Annotated in this window: 16 protein-coding genes; 5 read left to right on the top strand and 11 right to left on the bottom strand. The window is 72.3% G+C overall.

Annotated elements, in window-relative coordinates; translation table 11 throughout:
- Positions 1–156: 156 nt before the first annotated feature.
- The 3 genes from AC3ANM_RS13670 to AC3ANM_RS13660 form a co-directional block, all read right to left on the bottom strand.
- Positions 157–1,677 carry a threonine/serine exporter family protein gene (locus AC3ANM_RS13670; protein ID WP_488284962.1) on the bottom strand — a complete coding sequence of 507 codons (1,521 nt, stop codon included), beginning with the start codon at positions 1,675–1,677 and terminating at the stop codon, positions 157–159.
- Between the two features lie 85 nt (positions 1,678–1,762).
- Positions 1,763–3,448: a serine/threonine-protein kinase gene (locus tag AC3ANM_RS13665; protein ID WP_488284961.1), complete on the bottom strand. Its 1,686-nt coding sequence runs from the start codon at positions 3,446–3,448 to the stop codon at positions 1,763–1,765.
- Between the two features lie 68 nt (positions 3,449–3,516).
- Positions 3,517–3,945, bottom strand: a complete 429-nt coding sequence (locus tag AC3ANM_RS13660; protein ID WP_488284960.1) for a CBS domain-containing protein — start codon at positions 3,943–3,945, stop codon at positions 3,517–3,519.
- A gap of 105 nt (positions 3,946–4,050) precedes the next feature.
- On the opposite strand from AC3ANM_RS13660, the gene AC3ANM_RS13655 reads away from it, so the two are divergent.
- Complete coding sequence (locus tag AC3ANM_RS13655; protein ID WP_488284959.1) at positions 4,051–5,496, top strand: alpha,alpha-trehalose-phosphate synthase (UDP-forming); 1,446 nt, start codon at positions 4,051–4,053, stop codon at positions 5,494–5,496.
- Positions 5,493–6,281 (top strand): trehalose-phosphatase, encoded by a 789-nt coding sequence (gene otsB, locus AC3ANM_RS13650; protein WP_488284958.1) that lies wholly within the window; start codon positions 5,493–5,495, stop codon positions 6,279–6,281. The genes AC3ANM_RS13655 and otsB overlap by 4 nt, the downstream gene beginning before the upstream one ends.
- A 12-nt stretch (positions 6,282–6,293) precedes the next feature.
- Here the strand turns inward: otsB and AC3ANM_RS13645 are convergent, their stop codons facing one another.
- From AC3ANM_RS13645 to AC3ANM_RS13625, 5 genes are all read right to left on the bottom strand, one after another.
- Entirely contained in the window at positions 6,294–7,310 is a 1,017-nt protein-coding gene (locus tag AC3ANM_RS13645) for a LacI family DNA-binding transcriptional regulator (protein WP_488284957.1), read from the bottom strand.
- Between the two features lie 33 nt (positions 7,311–7,343).
- Complete coding sequence (locus tag AC3ANM_RS13640; RefSeq protein ID WP_488284956.1) at positions 7,344–9,185, bottom strand: glycoside hydrolase family 13 protein; 1,842 nt, start codon at positions 9,183–9,185, stop codon at positions 7,344–7,346.
- Complete coding sequence (locus tag AC3ANM_RS13635) at positions 9,182–10,090, bottom strand: sugar ABC transporter permease (protein WP_488284955.1); 909 nt, start codon at positions 10,088–10,090, stop codon at positions 9,182–9,184. The genes AC3ANM_RS13640 and AC3ANM_RS13635 overlap by 4 nt, the downstream gene beginning before the upstream one ends.
- Positions 10,090–11,613 carry an ABC transporter permease subunit gene (locus tag AC3ANM_RS13630; protein WP_488284954.1) on the bottom strand — a complete coding sequence of 508 codons (1,524 nt, stop codon included), beginning with the start codon at positions 11,611–11,613 and terminating at the stop codon, positions 10,090–10,092. The genes AC3ANM_RS13635 and AC3ANM_RS13630 overlap by 1 nt, the downstream gene beginning before the upstream one ends.
- A 121-nt stretch (positions 11,614–11,734) precedes the next feature.
- Positions 11,735–13,042, bottom strand: coding sequence for a sugar ABC transporter substrate-binding protein (locus AC3ANM_RS13625; RefSeq protein ID WP_488284953.1), 1,308 nt, complete (start codon positions 13,040–13,042; stop codon positions 11,735–11,737).
- Between the two features lie 160 nt (positions 13,043–13,202).
- Between AC3ANM_RS13625 and AC3ANM_RS13620 the strand changes: the two genes are divergently transcribed.
- From AC3ANM_RS13620 to AC3ANM_RS13610, 3 genes are all read left to right on the top strand, one after another.
- Positions 13,203–14,414, top strand: coding sequence for an MFS transporter (locus AC3ANM_RS13620; RefSeq protein WP_488284952.1), 1,212 nt, complete (start codon positions 13,203–13,205; stop codon positions 14,412–14,414).
- 120 nt (positions 14,415–14,534) lie between these two features.
- Complete coding sequence (locus AC3ANM_RS13615; RefSeq protein ID WP_488284951.1) at positions 14,535–15,614, top strand: ABC transporter ATP-binding protein; 1,080 nt, start codon at positions 14,535–14,537, stop codon at positions 15,612–15,614.
- A 206-nt stretch (positions 15,615–15,820) separates the two neighbouring features.
- Positions 15,821–17,083 (top strand): DUF4032 domain-containing protein, encoded by a 1,263-nt coding sequence (locus tag AC3ANM_RS13610; protein ID WP_488287955.1) that lies wholly within the window; start codon positions 15,821–15,823, stop codon positions 17,081–17,083.
- A gap of 77 nt (positions 17,084–17,160) precedes the next feature.
- Here the strand turns inward: AC3ANM_RS13610 and AC3ANM_RS13605 are convergent, their stop codons facing one another.
- Genes AC3ANM_RS13605 through folP form a run of 3 tightly spaced genes read right to left on the bottom strand, consistent with a single transcriptional unit; the run spans position 17,161 to position 19,330 of the window.
- On the bottom strand, positions 17,161–17,652 hold the full coding sequence (locus tag AC3ANM_RS13605) for a DUF3180 domain-containing protein (RefSeq protein ID WP_488284950.1): 492 nt from the start codon (positions 17,650–17,652) through the stop codon (positions 17,161–17,163).
- Positions 17,646–18,536 (bottom strand): 2-amino-4-hydroxy-6-hydroxymethyldihydropteridine diphosphokinase, encoded by an 891-nt coding sequence (folK, locus tag AC3ANM_RS13600; RefSeq protein WP_488284949.1) that lies wholly within the window; start codon positions 18,534–18,536, stop codon positions 17,646–17,648. Before folK ends, AC3ANM_RS13605 begins: the two co-directional genes overlap by 7 nt.
- Positions 18,533–19,330, bottom strand: coding sequence for a dihydropteroate synthase (folP, locus tag AC3ANM_RS13595; RefSeq protein WP_488287954.1), 798 nt, complete (start codon positions 19,328–19,330; stop codon positions 18,533–18,535). The genes folK and folP overlap by 4 nt, the downstream gene beginning before the upstream one ends.
- Positions 19,331–19,338: the final 8 nt, after the last annotated feature.

The following is a 19,338-nucleotide window of genomic DNA, read 5'->3' as shown; positions in this document are numbered from 1 at the left end:
GCTTTCCCCGAGATTTTCCCAACCAGACGTCAGCGGATAGACAAGATCGGCCCGGTATGCCGTGAATGTCCGGTTCCAGCCCGCCCCATCAGCCACCCCGGTATGCCGGTGACCGTCCCGTCCCAGCCCGGCGCCGCCGGGCCTGACGGGCCCAGGTCAGCGCCAGCGGGCCCGGCGCTGGCGGACGATCTGCCGGTCGAACGGGGAGGCCATGAGGTCGCCGAGGACGACGCCCGTGGCGATGGCCAGCGCCGCCGCCGAGGCCGTGAGGAGCACCGTGAACCCGGTGGAGGTCGAGGCCACGCCCTGCCCGACGACCGAGCCGGAGACCAGCTCGGACATGCCGCGGAACAGCGCCAGCCCCGGCAGCAGCGGGCCGACGGCCGGCACGACCAGGACCAGGGCTGGCGCGCCCATCCGCAGGGCGATGAGCCGTCCGCCGAAGCCGACCAGCACGCACGCGATGGTCAACGCGGTCAGCGAGCCCAGGCCGAGCGTCTGGTGCACCAGCCCGGTGACGAGCGTCCCGATGCCGCCGAGGACGGCGGTGGGCAGCAGCAGCCTGCGGCGCGTGCGCTGGGCGATGGCCGAGGCGAGGGCGCCCAGCGCCCCGGCCACGACGAGCAGGCCCAGCGGCGCCCCGGCGCCCTCGACCGCGATCTTGGGCAGCTTCACCCCCAGGGCGAACGCCTGGTCCAGCCGGACCGTCACCGACAGCGCCGCCGCGACGCCGGTGATGATGCCGGCCGCGGTCAGGCCGACGGTGAACAGCCGCCCGGCGCCGGTGACCGGGTAGCCGGTGATGGCGTCCTCGACCGCCGAGACCATGTGCCGGCCCGGCAGCAGGACCACGATCCCCGCCGCGACGATGTAGGCCATGTCCGCCCGGTTGAGGTCCACGACACCGACCCGGCCGAGCAGCATCGAGGACCAGGCGACGCCGGTGGCGATCGCCCCGCCGACGGCGGACAGGTAGAACGAGGGCAGCCCGCGGGAGGCGAGCACCCGGCCGACCCGGTCGACCGCCACCGCCGACAGCAGCGCCAGGCCGACCGCCGGCAGGCTCGCGCCGAGCTTGAGCGCCACCGAGGCGGCCAGCACGCCGTAGGCGAGGGTGATGGCCCAGCGCGGCCAGAAGCGGGGGTGCCGCCGGATGCGGCGCAGCCGGGAGGTGGCCTCGGTGAGGTCGATCCGCCCGGCGACCAGCTCCTCGACGAACTCGTGCACCGCCGCCAGGCGGGCGAAGTCACGGCTGGTCGAGCGGACCACGCGGAGCACCGTGTGCGGCTGCCCCGACGGCGAGATGCACTGGACCAGCAGGCTCTGGTTGGTGATGTCGACCTCGAGGCGGTCCAGGCCGGCCGCCGTGGCCACGGCGACCACGCTCGACTCGACGTCGCGGGCGCTGCCGCCGCAGCGCAGCATCAGCTCGCCGACGCGCACCGCCAGGTCCAGGGCGGCCCGCACGGCCGGCTCCTGCTCGGGGGCGGACATCCGCCGCGGGTTGCGGTAGGGCGTGCGCCGCAGCGACTCGGCCAGCGGCGTCGGCTCGGTCAGGTCCTCCCCGCGCCAGATCCGGGGCCGGCTGCGGTGCTCGGAGACCGACGGCGGCGGCGCCCCGGGGTCGAGCCGGGGCGCCCACGGGTCCGGTCGGTCTGAGAGGTCCTCCTCGGTCATGGGGTCACGCTAGACCCGGCCGCAGCGGCCCCGGCCGGGCGGCTGGGGCACGTCCAGCCGGCCCGGTGCGCTACGGAGAGACCGCTCAGCGGTGCAGGAAGGACGGCAGCGGCAGGTGCGTGCCGGTCCACGGCCACCAGTCGACCACCCCGTGGCGGGCCCACGCCCACGCCCCGAGGCCGACCGCCCCGAGCAGCAGCACGACGACGAGCGCCTGCGTCGCCGGAGCGGTGCGGGACACGCCCCGGACCAGGCTGCGCGAGCCCCGGCGCAGGGCTGTCGAGGAAGGCCCCCACCACGCCACGAGGACGCCGACGACGGCGCCGGCCGCGACCGCCGGGGAGGTGTCGGGCTGCGGAGCGCCGTTGGTCAGCGAGGTCAGCGCGAGCGCGGCCGAGAACGTCGTCGCCACGGCCACGACGAGCGGCAGCAGCAGCGACACCACGGTCGCGACGGCCGCGGTGAGCACGTGCCACGGGCTGGCCATGACCGCCACCGGCACGTCGCTGCGGCGCCGCCCGGCGCTGTGCCGGCGCATGACCAGCGAGGTCACCGAGCGGTCGGCGAAGCGGGCGAGCACGGACCACAGCACGAGCAGCCCGAGGCCCGCCACGGGCCAGATCGCGGTCACGCCGACCACGGCGGCGAGCATCGCGAAGAGGGTCCCGGCGCGGGTGGGCCGGCCGATGCGCGGGTCCGGCTGGCCCGGCCCCATCTCGCGGGCGGCCTCCCAGTCGCTCTCCTCACCGGGCCAGGCCTCCCCCGGCCCGGACTCCCAGCCCTCGTCCTCGTCAGCCGGCAGGGACAGGGGCCCCCAGTCCGGCTCCTGCGGTGCGACCGGCGGCGCCGCCGGGGCACCCCCGACGGGCTCCATCGGCCGGGTCGCCGAGGCGGACACGACCGTGGTGGGGTCGACCTGCGGGAGGGTCACCGTCGCCTCGCCCCCTCCGGCGTAGCGCTCGAGGGCGTCGACGACCGCCTCCGCGCTGGGCCGCCGGGCCGCGTCCGGGGAGAGCGCCGCGCGCAGCAGCGGCTGCAGCCGCGGGTCGACCCCCGACAGGTCGGCCTGGCCGCGGCGCACCCGGTCCAGGACGGCCTCCATGTGACCCCGCCCGAAGGGCGGGACACCGGAGGCGGCGAACGCCAGGGTCGCCGCCCAGCCCCACCAGTCCGTGGCCTCCGTGACCGGTGCGCCCTCGAGGACCTCCGGGGACAGGTAGCCCGGCGTGCCCATGACCAGCCCGGTCATGGTGAGGCGCACGTCGTCGGCGACGTGCGCGATACCGAAGTCGATGACGACCGGGTCACCGTGCAGGAGGAGGACGTTGGCGGGCTTGAGGTCGCGGTGGATCACCCCGGCGGCGTGGATCGCGCGCAGGGCGCGGGACAGGCCGCGGCCCACCCTGAGCAGCGCCTCGCCCTGGAGCGGCCCGTGGTCGGCGACCACCCGGTCCAGCGGCGGGCCGGGGACATAGCGGGTGACGATGTAGGGCCGGTCGCCCTCGGTGTCGGCGTCGAGCACCGCCGCGACCCCGGGGTCCTGGACCCGCGACAGGGTCGTGACCTCGCGCGCCAGGCGCGCGCGGGCGTCGGCGTCATGGGCGATGTGCGGGCGCAGGACCTTGATGGCCACCGCCCGCCCGGACGGCGCCAGCGCGAGGTGGACGACGCCCATGCCGCCCTCACCCAGCTGGTCCAGCAGACGGTAGGGGCCCAGCATCTGCTCGGGCACGCCGTCCACCGCCTCGTCCTCGCGTGCCCCGGCAGTCATGGTCCCTACGGTATGCCGAGGGGCGGGCTTGGCAAGGGAGGTGCGGCCCGCGTCGGGCCAGCTGGTCCCTACTGCTGGATGTAGCCCACCAGCTGGTCGCGCTCGGTCTGCAGCTCGTCGATGCGCTGCTTGACCACGTCACCGATGCTGACGATCGCGCGCAGCCGGCCGTCGACGACGACCGGCACGTGCCGCACCCGCAGCTCGGTCATCTGCCGTGCCAGCTCGTCGAGGTGGTCGTCGGGGCTGGCCGTGTGCACCTCGCTGGTCATGATCGTGGAGACGGCCTGCTCCAGGATGGCGGCGCCGGACTGGTGCAGGTGGCGCACCACGTCGCGCTCGCTGACGATGCCTGCCACCGTGTGGCCGTCCTCGCTGACGACGAGGGCTCCGATCCGGTGCTCCTCCAGCATCGCCAGGAGCTGCTCGACCGTGGCGTCGGGGCGGATGGTGACGACCAGGTCGCCCTTGCGACGGATGACGTCGGAGATCCTCATGACACGACGGTAGTGCGGGTACTACGCCTCCGCCAGAGGATGCTGGCCGCACCCGGACGGACCCGTAGGGTGGGAACGGAACTCGAGCCAGGAGCTGATGCGCACGTGCCTGCAGGACCCCAGACCTTCGACCTCGTGATCGCCGCCAACCGCCTGCCCGTCGACCGGGTCGTGGCCGACGACGGAACGGTGAGCTGGCGCACCAGTCCCGGCGGGCTCGTCACGGCGATGGAGTCGGTGATGCGGGGCCGCGACGGGGCCTGGGTGGGCTGGGCCGGGGAGCCGGGCGACGCTCCGGAGCCGTTCCACGAGGACGGCATGTTCCTGCAGCCGGTGGGCCTGTCCGCCTCCGAGGTGCGCGACTACTACGAGGGCTTCAGCAACGACACGCTGTGGCCGATCTACCACGACGTGATCGTCCCGGCGAAGTTCCACCGGGCCTGGTGGAACTGCTACCGCTCGGTCAACCGGCGCTTCGCCGAGGCCGTCGCCGAGGTCGCCGCCCCGGGCGCCACCGTCTGGGTCCACGACTACCAGCTGCAACTGGTGCCGGCGATGATCCGCGAGCTGCGCCCGGACGTGCGCATCGGCTGGTTCAACCACATCCCCTTCCCGCCGGTCGAGCTGTTCGCCCAGCTGCCGTGGCGCCGGACGCTGGTCGAGGGCCTGCTCGGGGCCGACTTCCTCGGCTTCCAGCGCACCTCCGACGCCGAGAACTTCCTGCGCTCCTGCCGGCGCCTGCTCGGCCTGACCACCCGGGCCGACACGGTTGCGTTCAACCCGACCCGCACCGAGGGCGAGGAGCGGATCGTGCGCGCCAGCGCCATCCCGATCTCGGTGGACTTCCGCGGCCTGGAGGAGCTGGCCCGCAGCCCCGAGGTGGAGGCCCGGGCCAAGGAGATCCGCGAGTCCCTGGGCAACCCCCAGACCCTGATGCTCGGGGTCGACCGGCTCGACTACACCAAGGGCATCCGGCACCGGCTCAAGGCGATCGAGGAGCTGCTCCAGGACGAGGCGATCGCCCCGCCGGACACCGTCTTCGTCCAGGTGGCGACGCCCAGCCGCGAGCGCGTCGACGCCTACCGCCGGCTGCGCACCGAGGTCGAGGGCACCGTCGGGCGGATCAACGGCGAGTACTCCCCCATCGGCGCCAGCGCCGTGCACTACCTGCACCACTCCTACCCCCGGTCCGAGATGGCCGCGCTGTTCCGCGCCGCCGACGTCATGCTCGTGACCCCGCTGCGGGACGGGATGAACCTCGTGGCCAAGGAGTACGTCACCTGTCGCAGCGACCTCGGCGGGGCGCTGGTGCTCTCGGAGTTCACCGGCGCCTGGCAGGAGCTCAAGCAGGCGTTCGTGTGCAACCCGCACGACATCGAGGGGCTGAAGCAGACGATCATGGCCGCGATCCAGACACCCGCGGTGGAGAAGCGCCGCCGGATGAAGGCGTTGCGCCGACGGGTCGCCGACCACGACGTGCAGCGCTGGGCGGCGCGCTACCTCGACGCGCTGAATGCCGCCCCGCACAAGCCGGAGAGGACGCCCCGGTGAGCCTGGCACCCGAGGTCCAGAGCGCCGTGACGGCGTTCGCCGGGCACCGCCGTGTGCTGCTGGGGGTCGACTTCGACGGCACCCTGGCCCCGTTCGTCACGAACCCGATGGACGCCGTGGCGGCCCCGGGCGGGCTGGACGCCCTGCGTGCTGCCAGCCGGCTCGCCGGGGTCACGGTGGTCATCCTCTCCGGCCGCGACCTGGCCACCCTGCGCCAGCTCACCGGCGTGGGCGAGGACGAGCCGATCGTGCTCGTCGGAAGCCACGGCGCCCAGTCCAGCCTCGCCGGTGACGTCGACGGCGCCCTGCTCGACCGGGAGCAGGAGCAGACCCTGTCCAGCCTGCGCGACGGCCTGGAGCAGGTCGCGCGGGACCACGACGGCCCGCGGGTCGAGCACAAGCCGGCCGGGGTGGCACTGCACACCCGTGAGGTGCCCGAGCCGGTGGCGAGCAAGGCGGCGAGGGCTGCGCACGAGGTGGCCGACCGGCATACCGGCGTGCACGTCACCCCCGGCAAGGACGTCGTGGAGATCTCCGTGCTCGAGGCCACCAAGGGCACCGCCCTCACCTCGCTCGGCACCAGCAAGCAGGTGGACGCGACGGCCTACCTCGGCGACGACGTCACCGACGAGCGCGCCTTCGCAGTGCTGGACCCCGCCCGCGGCGACCTCGGCATCAAGGTCGGAGCCGGCGAGACGCTGGCCGGTCACCGGGTGCCCGGCATCCCCGAGGTGGTCGGGGTGCTCGAGCTGTTCGTCCGCGCCCGCCGGGAGCAGCTGCCCTGACCCGGGCCGGCGTCAGGCGGGCCGCGGGCAGGCGCCGGTCGAGCCGCGCACGACCAGCTCGGGGCGGAATACGTACTCCGCCCGCGGCGCCGGCTCCCCGGCGATCTCGTCGAGCAGGGCCCGCACCGCCGCCTCGCCCATCGCCTGCACGCTCTGGCGCACGGTGGTCAGCGGCGGGTCGGTGAACGCCACCAGGGTCGAGTCGTCGTAGCCCACGACCGAGAGGTCCCGGGGCACCTCCAGGCCCCGCTGCCGGGCCGCGCGGATCGCGCCAAGGGCCATGAGGTCGGAGCCGCAGACGATGGCGGTCGCCCCCTTGTCGATCAGCCGGTTGGCCGCAGCCGCGCCGCCCTCGACGGTGAACATCGTCCGCTCGATGAGGTCCTCGACGTCCTCGCGCCCCAGCAGCGTGGCCATGGAGTTGCGGAAGCCGGCGATCTTGCGGATGACTGGCACGAACCGGTCCGGGCCGACGGCGAGGCCGATCTGGGTGTGACCCAGGTGCACCAGGTGGGTGAGCGCCAGCTCCATCGACGCGACGTCGTCGTTGGAGATGAACGGGGCGTCGATTCCCTCCAGGAACCCGTTGACCAGGACGATCGGCAGCCCCCGGTCCCGCAGCGTGACGTAGCGCTGGGGGTCGGTGGAGGAGTCGGCGTGCAGGCCGCTGACGTAGATGATGCCGGCCACGCCCCGGTCGAGGAGCATCTGGACGTAGTCGTCCTCGTGCACCCCGCCCGGGGTCTGCGTGCACAGCACCGGGGTGTAGCCGTGGCGAGCCAGCGCGGTCTCGATGACCTGGGCGAACGCCGGGAAGATCGGGTTGGTCAGCTCCGGCATCACGAGGCCGACCAGGCCCGCGCTCTTGCGCCGCAGCCGGCTCGGGCGCTCGTAGCCGAGCAGGTCCAGAGCCGTGAGGACGGCCTGCCGGGTCGACTCGGCGACCCCTGGCTTGCCGTTGAGGACACGGCTGACCGTCGCCTCGCTGACGTCAGCCTGCTCGGCGATGTCCGCCAGTCGTGCCCTCATCGCTCGTCCTCCGTGCTCATGGTCGCGCCCCGGTCAGGGAGTCGGCCAGACCCAGATGCTCACCTCGGGCCCCTCCGCGGTGAGCTCGACCGTCCCCTCGCCCAGGGCGAGGTCCCGACCGTATGCCGTGTGCGCACCGTCGATCCCGCCCAGGTGGGTCGTGGGCAGCGTGATCGACTCGTGCTCCGAGCGGGCCGCGTGGACCAGGGCCGTCTCGGTCGCGGTCTGGCGCAGGAACACCAGGGCGTCGTCCGAGGCGTGGACCCAGCGCAGACCACCTTCACGCAGCGCGACCGAGCCGGTACGCGCTGCGATGAGGCCACGGTAGACGTCGAACAGCCTCTGGTCCCAACGGCTTTCATCCCACGGCATCGGGCGGCGCCCGTCCTCGCCGAAGTCGCCGGGCATCCCGATCTCGTCGCCGTAGGTCATCATCGGGATGCCGGGCATGGTGAACAGCAGCCCGGCGGCGACGTCGACCTGGCGGGCGTCCTCGCCAACCAGGGTGCGCACGCGCGTGGTGTCGTGGGACCCGACCAGGTTGAAGCTGTGCTGGACCGTGCGGAAGGGCACCAGGGCGGTGAACTCCCGCATCGTCTCCATGACCGAGCTGCCGCCGAGCCGCGGCACCATCAGCGGCGAGCCGAGGAACTTGGGGGCGTAGCCCTTGTCCCGCAGCCACGTCCACACCGGGCGGGTGAAGCCGGCGTAGTTCATGACGCCGTGCCAGCCGTCGCCGAGGGCGTCGCGGGTGTAGTCGTGGCAGTGCTCGCCGACCAGGAGCGTGTCGGGGCGGGCCTCGAGCATGGACTCGCGCATGTGGCGGGCGAGGTCCTGGTTGTGGTCCTGGTCGCGGTAGCGGCCGGTCATGTTGGCCACGTCGACGCGCCAGCCGTCCAGGCCGTGCTCGCCGGTGATCCAGCGGCGCACCACGCCCTTCTCGTCGTCGAAGACCCGGCGGCGAAGCTCGGCGCTGTCGTAGTTGAGCTTGGGAAGGCTCTTCACGCCCAGCCAGGCGACGTAGTCCCCGTCCTCGTCCCAGAGGTAGAAGCCGCGCTCCTCGCTGGTCGGGTCGGCCTGGGCCTTGAGGAACCACTCGTGGGCGGCACCGGTGTGGTTGGTGGTGAAGTCGCCGAGGACCCGCATCCCGCGGTCGTGGGCGGCGTCGGTGAGACGGCGCAGCGCCTCGTCGCCCCCGAGCACCGGGTCGACCGCGTCGAAGGTCGAGGCGTCGTAGCGGTGGTTGGAGCGCGCCGGGAAGAACGGCGTGAGGTAGACGGTGTTGACGCCGAGGCGCTGGAGGTGGTCCAGCCGCTCGGCGACGCCGTCGAGGTCGCCGCCGAACAGCTGCCAGGCGATCTTCTTCTCGCCCAGGTCGACCGGCTCGTCCCAGCCGGCGGGGATCGCCCACTTGGGGGTGTCCCGCCCGTCCGCCGCCGCGGAGCGGGCGAAGCGGTCGGGGAAGACCTGGTAGACCACGGCGTCGCCCGCCCAGGCGGGCGGCGCGGCATACGTCACCAGGCGGAAGTCCGCGGCGTCGGGGACGTCGCGCAGGTGCACGCCGGTGCCGTTGAGCCAGGCGTAGCCGGACGGCCCGCCCTCGAGGATGAACCGGTAGTTGGTCACCGGGTTGTGGCAGACCACCTCGGCGCTCCACCACGTCTCGGTGTCGGTCCGCTGCTCCACGACCGCGTCGACGAACATCGGCTCGGCGTCGGGGGTGAGCCGCACGTGCACCGCGGTGATGGCGGCCTCGTGGGGCACCCGGACGCGCAGCGTGACCGTCTCGCCCAGCGCGGGCGCGGGGTTGGAGACGTAGAGGCTGGATCCGTCGTGGTGGGGCTGGGACAGCAGGGTCTGTGGGGTGGAGCTCACTTCACCGAACCTTGGGTGAGGCCGCCGACGAGCTGCTTCTGGAAGCCGAGGTACAGCAGGACGACCGGGATGGACACGAGCAGGGCACCGGCGCAGAACTGGCCGAAGTAGCGGTTGCGGTCGGCCTTGAGCATGGCGTTGAGGCCGACGCCGAGGGTCTGGGAGTCCACGTCGCGCAGGAAGATGCTGGCGAGGAGGAACTCGTTGAACAGCCCGACGAAGACGAGCATGAACACGGTGATGAGGATCGGCAGCACCAGGCGCAGGGTCATCGTGAAGAAGATCCGGGCGTGGGAAGCACCGTCGACCTTGGCCGCCTCGTCGAGCTCGCGCGGCACGGTGTCGAAGTAGCCCTTGAGCAGCCAGACGTTGGCACCCATCGCGCCGCCGCTGTAGGCGAGGATCAGGCCCAGGCTCGTGTTCAGGCCGAACGCCGGGATCACATCACCGATGGCGACGAAGGTGATGTACATGGCCACGAAGGTCAGCAGCGAGGGGAACATCTGCAGCAGCAGGAGCAGCAGCAGGCCCGGGCGGCGGCCGGCGAAGCGCATGCGGGAGAAGGCATAGGCGGCGCTGGCACCGATGAAGACGGCCAGCAGGGCACCCACGGTGGCGATGATCATCGAGTTCTTGAACCACTCGAGGAACGGCCGGTTCTGGTCGGTGAACAGCGCGTTGAAGTTGTCCATGCCGATCTTGGTCGGCAGCAGCGTGGACGTGCTCAGCGTGCCGGACGGGTTGAGCGCCGCCGACAGGATGAACACGATCGGGAACAGCGACCACACCAGGGCGACGATCGCCAGGCCATGGCGCCACCACACGCCCCGGCCCCGGGGGGCTCGGGTCTGCGGCTCCGGCTCGGTGACGACCGGTGCGGGGAGGGTCTGGGTGAGGCTCGACATCAGTTGATCTCCTCCAGTGCCTTGGTGCGGCGGAAGCCCTGCACCGAGATGAGCGCCACGATGATGAAGATGAAGATCGACACCGCGGCGGCAAAGCCGTAGTTGGGGCTGACCCCGCTGAAGGCCAGGCGGAACGCGTAGGTGATCAGCAGGTCGCTGGAGCCGATCGAGGTGTTGTCGGCCTCGAACGGGCCACCCTCGGTCAGCAGGTAGATCAGCGTGAAGTTGTTGAAGTTGAAGGCGAACGAGGCGATGAGCAGCGGCCCGACCGCCACGAGCAGCAACGGCATCGTGATGGAGCGCAGCATCCGCAGCGGGTTGGCGCCGTCGATCCGCGCCGCCTCCTTGACGTCACCGGGGATGGACTGCAGGGCGCCGGTGCAGACGATGAACATGTAGGGGAAGCCCAGCCACAGGTTGGCCAGCAGGATCGCGAAGCGGGCGGCCCACGGGTTGCCCAGCCAGTCGACGTCGAGGTGGGTGAGCTGGTTGATCAGGCCGTAGTCCTGGTTGAACATCGAGCGCCACACCAGCGCCGTGACGAAGCCGGGGATGGCGTACGGGAGGATCATCAGCGAGCGGTAGAAGCCCTTGCCCCGCAGCCGCGGGTCGTTGAACAGCAGCGCCAGCAGCATCCCGAGGATGAACGTGCTGCCGACCGAGACGACCGCGAAGACGATGTTCCAGACCAGGATCTTGACGAACCCGGCGCGGATCACCGGGTCGGTCAGTGCGGTGGTGAAGTTCTTGAAGCCGACGTTCTCCTTCCACCCCTGGGGGAAGGCGTCGCCCTGGCCGTCGGCGGGGACCCAGCGGGCGTTCTTCGCGACGTACTTCTTGCCGGTCGAGGTGTCCGTCAGCGTGTCGGTCTTCGCGTCGTAGGTGACCGAGGCCTTGCCCTCGAACGCCTCGGACAGGCCGATCCGCTTGATGCCGCTGCCGTTGGTGCTCGGCACGGCGAAGTCGTCGAGGTCCTTGCGGGCGTTGATCTGGATCGCGGTGAGGATGGTGTAGCCCGAGGCGGCGGTGATCTTGCCGGTCGGGGCCTTCTCGACACCCTCGGTCAGGTCCTTCAGGCCGGTCTTGTCACCGACGAACGTCTTGCCCTGCGGGTCCGTGAGCAGGTAGTAGGCCGCGCCGGTCGCGACGTCGGCGCCCTGCTTCACGGCCACGGAGAGCCGGTAGCGCGGCGCGCCGGGGACCTCGCGCACGGAGTTGGCGATGATCGCGTCGATCGACTCCTGCTTGCTGATCGCGTGGCCGTCGCCGTAGTTCGTGAAGGCCGTGACGGCGGTGTAGACCTGCGGCCAGATCTGCAGGCCGACCAGCAGGAGCAGGCCGGGGAAGAGGTACTTCAGCGGCACCGCCCGCCTGGTGCCGTAGACGGCGAGGCCGGCCAGGCCGACCATCGAGACCAGCACCACGGCGAGAAGGTGGCCCTGCGTGGCGAGCTGGGTGTCCACCCAGAAGACGAGGGCGAGCGCGACAGCGATGGCGCTCCACTTCGCGATGGTGGCGCTCATGCTCATCCGGTTCATCAAGGTCTCCCGGGGTCGTGCACGGTGGTGCAGGAGGCGGTGCTGGGGGTGGAGCAGGTATGCCGGGTGGCCGCCGACCGGGGGTCGGCGGCCACCCGCGCCGTCATCAGCCCTTGGCGATGTTGGCGACGATCTCCTTCTGGGCGGCGTCGAAGCGCGCCTTCGGCTGAGCCTTGCCGGCGATGACGTCGGCGGCAGCCTGGCCCAGCGGGCCCCAGACCGAGTTCATGGCCGGGATGTTCGGCATGGCCTGGCCACCCTGGCCGGCCTCGAACCACGCCTTGACGTCGGGGTTGGAGGCGGAGACGTCGTTGTAGGCCTCGGTCAGCGCCGGCGGACGGTTGCCGGCGGCGAACAGGGCCTCCTGGACGTCCTTGCGCGGGACGTAGTTGGTGACGAACTCCTGCGCGAACGCGGCGTTCTTGGCCTTGGCGGAGACGTAGAACATCTGGACGCCCAGGAACGGCTGCATCTTGCCGCCGCCGAGGGTGGGCAGCGGGGAGATGGCGTACTTGATGCCGGCCTTCTTGGCCTTGTCGATCGCCCACGGGCCGGTGATGTAGAACGGCGCCTTGCCGGCGTCGAACAGCGCGTCGGCGTTGTCACCGCTGACGTTGGTGGACAGCGCCTTCTCGGCACCGAGCTTCTTCAGCTCGGCCGCGCCCTTGAGCGAGCCCGCGCTGTTGACGATGACCTTGGTGGCGTCGTAGTCGCCGTTGGACTTCGTGGCGAAGATGCCGCCGTCGAAGGCCTTCAGGTAGGGGTAGGTGTAGTACGCGTTGCCGGTCTTGCCCACCTCCTGGATCAGGATGTTGGTGGCCTTGCCGGCCTTGACCAGCGCCTGGCCCTTGGCGACGAGGTCCTCCATCGTCTTGGGGGCCTCGGGGGCGAGGGCGGTGTTGCGCACCAGGCCGATGTTCTCCACGGCGTAGGGCACGCCGTAGGACTGGCCGTTGAACTTGGTGGCGGCGATCGCCGAGGGGGCGAACTTCGCGGTCACGTCGGCCGACAGGTTGACCGGGGCGACGGTGTTGTTCTGGACGAGCTCGCCCAGCCAGTCGTGGGCGCCGACGATGACGTCCGGCCCCTTGCCGACCTTGGTGGCGTCCTTGAACTGCTGGCGCACGTCGGTGGCGACCTGCACGGCGACCTTGATGCCGTTCTCCTTGCCGAACTCGTCGGCGTACTTCTGCAGGATCGGGGCGCGGTCGTTGTCAGCCCAGATGACCAGGTCGGCGCTGGCGTCACGGACCGGGGCACCGGTCGTGGTCGGCGTCGCGGCCGGGGTGGTGGCCGTGGCCGAGGCCGAGCCCGTGGCCTTGGTGGCGGCGGGGGCGCTGGACGAACCGCACCCGCTCATCAGCAGGGCAGCGGCACCGGTGATGGCGACGGCCCCAATCGCACGCTTGTGCATCGAGTCTCCTAGCAGTGGCGAGAAGGGATGGCCGACGCCGACCCCCTGAAAGCTTGCAAAACGTAGCAAGATCTTGCAGTACGGGAGGGGGTTATCTGCAAGATCTTGCAGGCCACTATTCGATAACGTCACGCCGCCACCACCAGCCACAGGGGGAACGATGCTCACGGCCTGGCGTCATGTCGGCGAGCTGCCGCGCTGGTTGCAGGTGCTGCTGCTCGGGCAGCTCGTCAGCTCCGCCGGGGCGCTGGCCATGGTGTTCCTGACGCTCTACCTGGTCCAGGACCGGGGCCTGTCCCCCTCCGCGGCCGGCGTCATCGGCGCCGGCTACGGCGCCGGCCTGGTCGCCGGCAACCTCTCGGGCGGCTCCCTCGGCGACCGCTTCGGCCTGCGCCCGTCGCTGGTGACGGCGACGCTGGTCTACGTCGTCGCCTGCGCGGCCCTGCCGTTCGGCCCCGACGCCGCGCTGCTGCCGGTGGCCGCCGTCGTCGGAGCCACCGCCGGCGTGACCCGGCCGCTGGGCATGGCCGTGGTCCTGGCCGCGGTCGACCCCGCCCAGCGCCGGACGGCGGCGGCAGTCACCCGGGCCGCCTACAACGCCGGCATGATCATCGGCCCGCCGCTGGGGGCGCTGGCCGCCGCGACCCACTTCGACCTCGTCTTCGTCATCGACGCCGTGACCAGCCTCGTGCTGGCGGCGGTGGTCCAGTGGCAGGTGCCGGCCACCCCGGTCGTGCGCCGCACGGGCCAGGACCGCCCGGCCCGCGGGGCGCTATGGCGGTCCCTGCGCTCCCGCCCCGACGTGCTCTGGGTCCTCGGCACCGTCATCGTGATCGACACCTGCTACCGCCAGTTCTTCGTGACCTTCCCCCTCCAACTGCGCGCCCTCGGCCTGCCCCCGCTGGCCTACGGCCTGATGCTCACGCTCAGCTGCTCGGTCATCGTGCTCGCCGAGGTCCCCATCGCGGTCCACCTCGCCGGACGGCGCGCGACCGCGGTCGTGGCCGGCGGCTACGCCCTCATCGGCGCCGCCTGGCTCGTCGTCGGCGCCGCCCCCGCCCTGGTCACCGCGGTCCTCGGCGTCGGGGTGCTCACCGCAGGGGAGATGCTCTACAAGCCGACCGCGACGGCCACGGTCGCCGAGGCCGCGCCGGAGGGGTATGCCGGTCGCTACCAGAGCCTGTATGCCGGCGCCTCGGTCGGCGGCTTCATCCTCGCCCCACCCCTGGGCGGCCTGGCCTGGAGCCACGCCCCGCACCTGGTGCTGCCGGTCGCGGGCGCCGTCGCGGTCCTGACCGCAGCGGCCCTGGCCGTGCACGATCGACGGTCGGCACGGCATACCGAGCTGGTCACACGCGTCACTCAGGTCTAGCCGGATCGGCCCTCATGGGGGAGACTGCGGCTCACCACCGTCGGCGCCCGCCCGGTGGGGCACCACCTTTACAACGGATCGTCCGGCACGTTCCTGCCGGTGAAGGAAGGTTCATCAGTCATGGCAACGGTCAAGTTCGACAATGCGACCCGGCTCTACCCGGGCAACGACGTCCCCTCGGTCGACAAGCTCAACATCGACATCCAGGACGGCGAGTTCCTCGTCCTCGTCGGCCCCTCCGGCTGCGGCAAGTCCACCAGCCTGCGCATGCTCGCCGGCCTCGAGGAGGTCAACGAGGGCAAGATCTGGATCGGTGACCGCGACGTCACCGACCTCTCGCCCAAGGACCGCGACGTGGCGATGGTCTTCCAGAACTACGCGCTCTACCCGCACATGACGGTCGCCGACAACATGGGCTTCGCGCTGAAGATCGCCGGCGTCAACAAGAGCGAGATCCAGAAGCGGGTGCAGGAGGCCGCCAAGATCCTCGACCTCGAGCAGTACCTCGAGCGCAAGCCGAAGGCCCTCTCCGGTGGCCAGCGCCAGCGCGTCGCCATGGGCCGCGCGATCGTGCGCAACCCGCAGGTGTTCCTCATGGACGAGCCGCTGTCCAACCTCGACGCCAAGCTGCGCGTGCAGACCCGCACCCAGATCGCCTCGCTCCAGCGCCGCCTCGGCGTCACGACCGTCTACGTCACCCACGACCAGGTCGAGGCCATGACGATGGGCGACCGCGTCGCCGTGCTCAAGGACGGCCTGCTGCAGCAGTGCGACACCCCGCGGCACATGTACGACCACCCCAACAACGTCTTCGTGGCCGGCTTCATCGGCTCCCCGGCGATGAACCTGCTCGAGGTGCCGGTCGTCGACGGCGGCGTGAAGTTCGGCGCCAGCATCACCCCGATCGAGCGTGAGCACCTCGCCGGCGCCGGCAAGGCCGTCACCCTCGGTGTCCGCCCCGAGGACCTGTCCCTGGCCGGCGAGAGCGAGGGCATCCCGGTCACCGTCGACGTGGTCGAGGAGCTCGGCGCCGACGCCTACGTCTACGGCTCCACGGACTTCCACGGTGAGGTCAAGCCGATCATCGCCCGCGTCGATGGCCGGCGCCCCCCGATGAAGGGCGAGACCGTGCACTTCGCCCCCAAGCAGGGCCACGTGCACCTGTTCAACGTCGAGAGCGGCGAGCGCATCGGCGACTGACCGACGGCCCTCGGGCTCGGGCGGAGGCGGCGGCACCCCACAGGGGGCCGCCGCCTCCGGCGTTTCCGGCCTTCCCGCGTTCCCGCGGTTCCGGTCGGCGGGAGAGCCCGGCTACCGGACGGCATACGGACGGGTTCACGCGCGACGCACTGACCGCGCATGGACGGCGCGGGGGCCGTCCGGAGGTGCGTGTCACCATGGACCCCGTGGCCCTGCAGATCACCGCCGCCCGACCCGACCCCGCGCTGCTCGACCTGCCGTGGTCGGTCCCGCTCGAGGAGTGGCCCGAGGACGTCCTCGCGGCGCTGCCCCGCGGCATCTCCCGCCACGTCGTGCGCTTCGTCAAGCTCTCCGGCCGTGTGCTGGCCGTCAAGGAGATCAGCGAGGACCTCGCCCGCCGGGAGTACAACCTGCTGCGCCTGCTGACCCGGCTGGACCAGCCGTGCGTCGAGGCGTTCGGGGTGATCAGCGGCCGCACCACCCCTGACGGGGAGGAGCTGGACGCCTGCCTGATCACCCGGCACCTGCAGTTCTCCCTGCCCTACCGGGCGCTGTTCAGCCAGAGCCTGCGCCCGGACACCGCCCAGCGCCTGATCGACGCCCTGGCCGTCCTGCTGGTGCGCCTGCACCTGACCGGCTTCTGGTGGGGCGACGTGTCCCTGTCCAACACCCTGTTCCGGCGGGATGCCGGGGCCTTCGCGGCCTACCTCGTCGACGCCGAGACCGGCGAGCTGCGCGACAGCCTCTCCGACGGGCAGCGCGAGCACGACCTGGAGATCGCCCGGGTCAACATCGCCGGCGAGCTGATGGACCTGGCCGCGGGAGGCTTCCTGCCCGAGAACGTCGACCCGGTCGACACCTCCCAGCGGATCGTGGACCGCTACCGCGACCTGTGGGTGCAGCTGACCGAGCTCGAGCGCTTCGAGCAGGGCGACCGGTGGCGGGTCGACGCCCGGATCAAGCGCCTCAACGCGCTCGGCTTCGATGTCGACGAGCTGGCCATCTCCACCGACATCGGCGGCACCCAGATCCAGATCCAGCCCAAGGTGGTCGACGCCGGGCACCACTCCCGCCGCCTGCTGCGCCTCACCGGGCTGGACGTGGAGGAGAACCAGGCCCGCCGCCTGCTCAACGACCTCGACGCCTACCGGGCCGCCACCGACCGCCAGGGCGACGACGAGGAGATCGTCGCCCACGACTGGCTCACCCGAATCTACGAGCCGGTCCAGCGGGAGGTCCCCCGCGACCTGGCGCACAAGCTCGAGCCGGCCGAGCTGTTCCACGAGGTGCTGGAGCACCGCTGGTACCTGTCCGAGGAGGCCGGCCACGACGTCTCGATCGAGGCCGCCATCAAGGACTACGTCGCCCGCGTCCTGCCGACCAAGCCCGACGAGTCGGCCGTCCTCGGCGTCGACACGGTGGAGATGCCGATCATCGCCCGCGTCTCGGAGCCGCCCCGGCGCCGCTGACCGCGGCGGCGAACACCGCGGCGGCGAACACCGCGGCGGCGAAGACCGCGGCGGCAGCGCTGACTGACCCGACGGCCTCAGCGCAGGTCGTCGGCGTCCTCCGAGCGGTCCTCGTCGCGGTCCTCGTCGACCCGGCACATCCGCTGCGCGAGCAGCCCCGCCACCACGAGCAGGACCCCGGCGGCGAGGAGCACCAGCGTCCGCAGGACGTCGGCCCGCACGCCGGCCACGTCGACGTCGGGGAGGCGCAGCAGCACCTGCGCGGCATACCAGCCGGTGACCATGGAGCCGGTCAGCGCGGCGGCCTGCGCGAGCACGAGCGTGCGCAGCGCACGCACCATGCTCAGCGGCTTGGTGGCCTGGCCGCGTTGCCAACGGCGCACCGGCAGGCCGGCGACGTAGATGCCGGCGGCCATGAAGACCAGGAGCACGGCGCTGCCCCACGAGGGGCCGGGCAGCGAGTGGCCGGCGTTGGTCCACCAGCGCAGCGCGATCCAGGAGAGCCCGGTCACCACCACGATGACCGCGAGCACCATCCGCACGGTGACCCCGCGCGCGTCCTTCACCATGCGGCACTCCAATCCGGTCCGGGGCGCACGCCGTCCGCGTCGGTGCGCTCGAGCAGCTGCGCGACGTCGGCCACGTCCTCGGGTCCGGGGCCGACCCGCAGCCGCGCCCCGGGGTCGGCGCGCAGCCACGGCGTGAGCACGAACGCCCGCTCCCCCGCCCGGGGGTGCGGCAACGTCAGCGCCGGGTCCTCGCTCGTGACGTCGGTGCCGGCGTCCGGGTCGCCGTACTGGATCAGGTCGAGGTCGAGCGTCCTTGCGCCCCAACGGGTCTCGCGGACGCGGCCGTGGGCGGCCTCGATCCGGTGCAGCGCGGCCAGCAGGCGGTGAGGGGCCAGGCGCGTGTGCGCGAGCAGCACGGCGTTGAGGTAGACGGGCTGCTCGGGCCCGCCGACGGGGTCGGTCTCGACCAGCGGGGAGACGGAGTCCAGGCGGACCCCCTCGAGGCCGCCGACCGCGCGGACCGCGGACTCCAGCGTGCCCTGCACGTCCCCGAGGTTGGCCCCCACCGCGATGACCACCGGGGTGTCCCGCTCGCGCCGCACGTGGACGTTGACGTCGGTGAACGGCACGCCGACCGGCGCCTCGGGCTTGTGCAGCGTCACCTCGACGGCCTCGACGAGGGAGTGGCACAGCGCGCGCAGCGCGATCCGGTGCGCCACGGTCTCGATGAGGTCGACCGGCTCCCCCGCGAGCTCCTCGACGACCTCGGCGGCCACCGCGGCGTAGTTGACCGTGTGGGCCAGGTCGTCGCTCTCGCCGGCGCGCGTGAGGTCCACCTCGAGCACCACGTCCGCGACGAACGGCTGGCCAAGCTGCTTCTCCCACTCCAGCACGCCGTGGCGGCCGTGGGCCTTGATCCCGGTGACGGTGATGCGGTCGGTCATCGCGCGGCCTCCGTGGCCGCGAGGACCCGCAGGGCGGCGACGCTGGAGGCGACGTCGTGCACGCGGACCGCCCACGCGCCGGCCTGGGCGGCGAGCACCGTGGTGGCGCAGGTCGCGGCGTCCCGCTCCAGGGGCGGCCGCGGCGTGGCGTCCTCGGGCAGCCCGAGCCGGCCGAGGAAGGTCTTGCGCGAGGTGCCGACCAGCACCGGCAGGCCCATCGCGGTGAGGGCCTCCAGGTGGGCCAGCAGCGTCCAGTTGTGGTCGGCCAGCTTGGCGAAGCCGAAGCCGGGGTCGAGGACGAGCTGCTCCCGCCGCAGTCCGCACGCAAGCAGGTCGTCGACGCGGGCCGACAGCTCGGCACAGACCTCGCCGACCACGTCGTTGTAGTGGGCCCGCTGCTGCATGTCGGCGCTGTGCCCGCGCCAGTGCATGGCGATGAACGGCACGTCCGTGCCGGCGACGACCGCGGGCATCTGCGGGTCGGCCAGGCCCCCGCTGACGTCGTTGACGATGGTGGCGCCGGCCTCCAGCGCCGCCCGGGCGACCCCGGAGCGCATCGTGTCGATGGAGACGCGGGCTCCCTGCCGGGCCAGCTCGCGCACCACCGGTATGACGCGGCGCAGCTCCTCGGCCTCGTCCGGTCGCCCGGCGCCGGGGCGGGTCGACTCCCCGCCGACGTCGAGCAGGTCGGCGCCCTCGGCGGCCAGGGCCAGGCCGTGCTCGACGGCGGCCGCCGGCTCGAACCAGCGGCCCCCGTCGCTGAAGGAGTCCGGGGTGACGTTGACGACGCCCATCACCAGGG

The sequence above is a fragment of the Oryzihumus sp. JJN4-3R genome (assembly GCF_057747915.1).
Note: the sequence above shows the minus strand (reverse complement) of the source record. Positions and strands in the feature narration are given on the sequence as shown.

Bases quoted from the DNA above. Each gene is read 5' to 3' on its own strand.
- AC3ANM_RS13605 (WP_488284950.1), bottom strand. From the start codon at position 17,652: ATGGTGAAGGACGCGCGCGGGGTCACCGTGCGGATGGTGCTCGCGGTC.
- AC3ANM_RS13630 (WP_488284954.1), bottom strand. From the start codon at position 11,613: ATGAGCGCCACCATCGCGAAGTGGAGCGCCATCGCTGTCGCGCTCGCC.
- folK (WP_488284949.1), bottom strand. From the start codon at position 18,536: ATGACCGACCGCATCACCGTCACCGGGATCAAGGCCCACGGCCGCCAC.
- AC3ANM_RS13620 (WP_488284952.1), top strand. From the start codon at position 13,203: ATGCTCACGGCCTGGCGTCATGTCGGCGAGCTGCCGCGCTGGTTGCAG.
- AC3ANM_RS13670 (WP_488284962.1), bottom strand. From the start codon at position 1,677: ATGACCGAGGAGGACCTCTCAGACCGACCGGACCCGTGGGCGCCCCGG.
- AC3ANM_RS13660 (WP_488284960.1), bottom strand. From the start codon at position 3,945: ATGAGGATCTCCGACGTCATCCGTCGCAAGGGCGACCTGGTCGTCACC.
- folP (WP_488287954.1), bottom strand. From the start codon at position 19,330: ATGGGCGTCGTCAACGTCACCCCGGACTCCTTCAGCGACGGGGGCCGC.
- AC3ANM_RS13615 (WP_488284951.1), top strand. From the start codon at position 14,535: ATGGCAACGGTCAAGTTCGACAATGCGACCCGGCTCTACCCGGGCAAC.
- AC3ANM_RS13635 (WP_488284955.1), bottom strand. From the start codon at position 10,090: ATGTCGAGCCTCACCCAGACCCTCCCCGCACCGGTCGTCACCGAGCCG.
- AC3ANM_RS13645 (WP_488284957.1), bottom strand. From the start codon at position 7,310: ATGAGGGCACGACTGGCGGACATCGCCGAGCAGGCTGACGTCAGCGAG.
- AC3ANM_RS13665 (WP_488284961.1), bottom strand. From the start codon at position 3,448: ATGACTGCCGGGGCACGCGAGGACGAGGCGGTGGACGGCGTGCCCGAG.
- AC3ANM_RS13625 (WP_488284953.1), bottom strand. From the start codon at position 13,042: ATGCACAAGCGTGCGATTGGGGCCGTCGCCATCACCGGTGCCGCTGCC.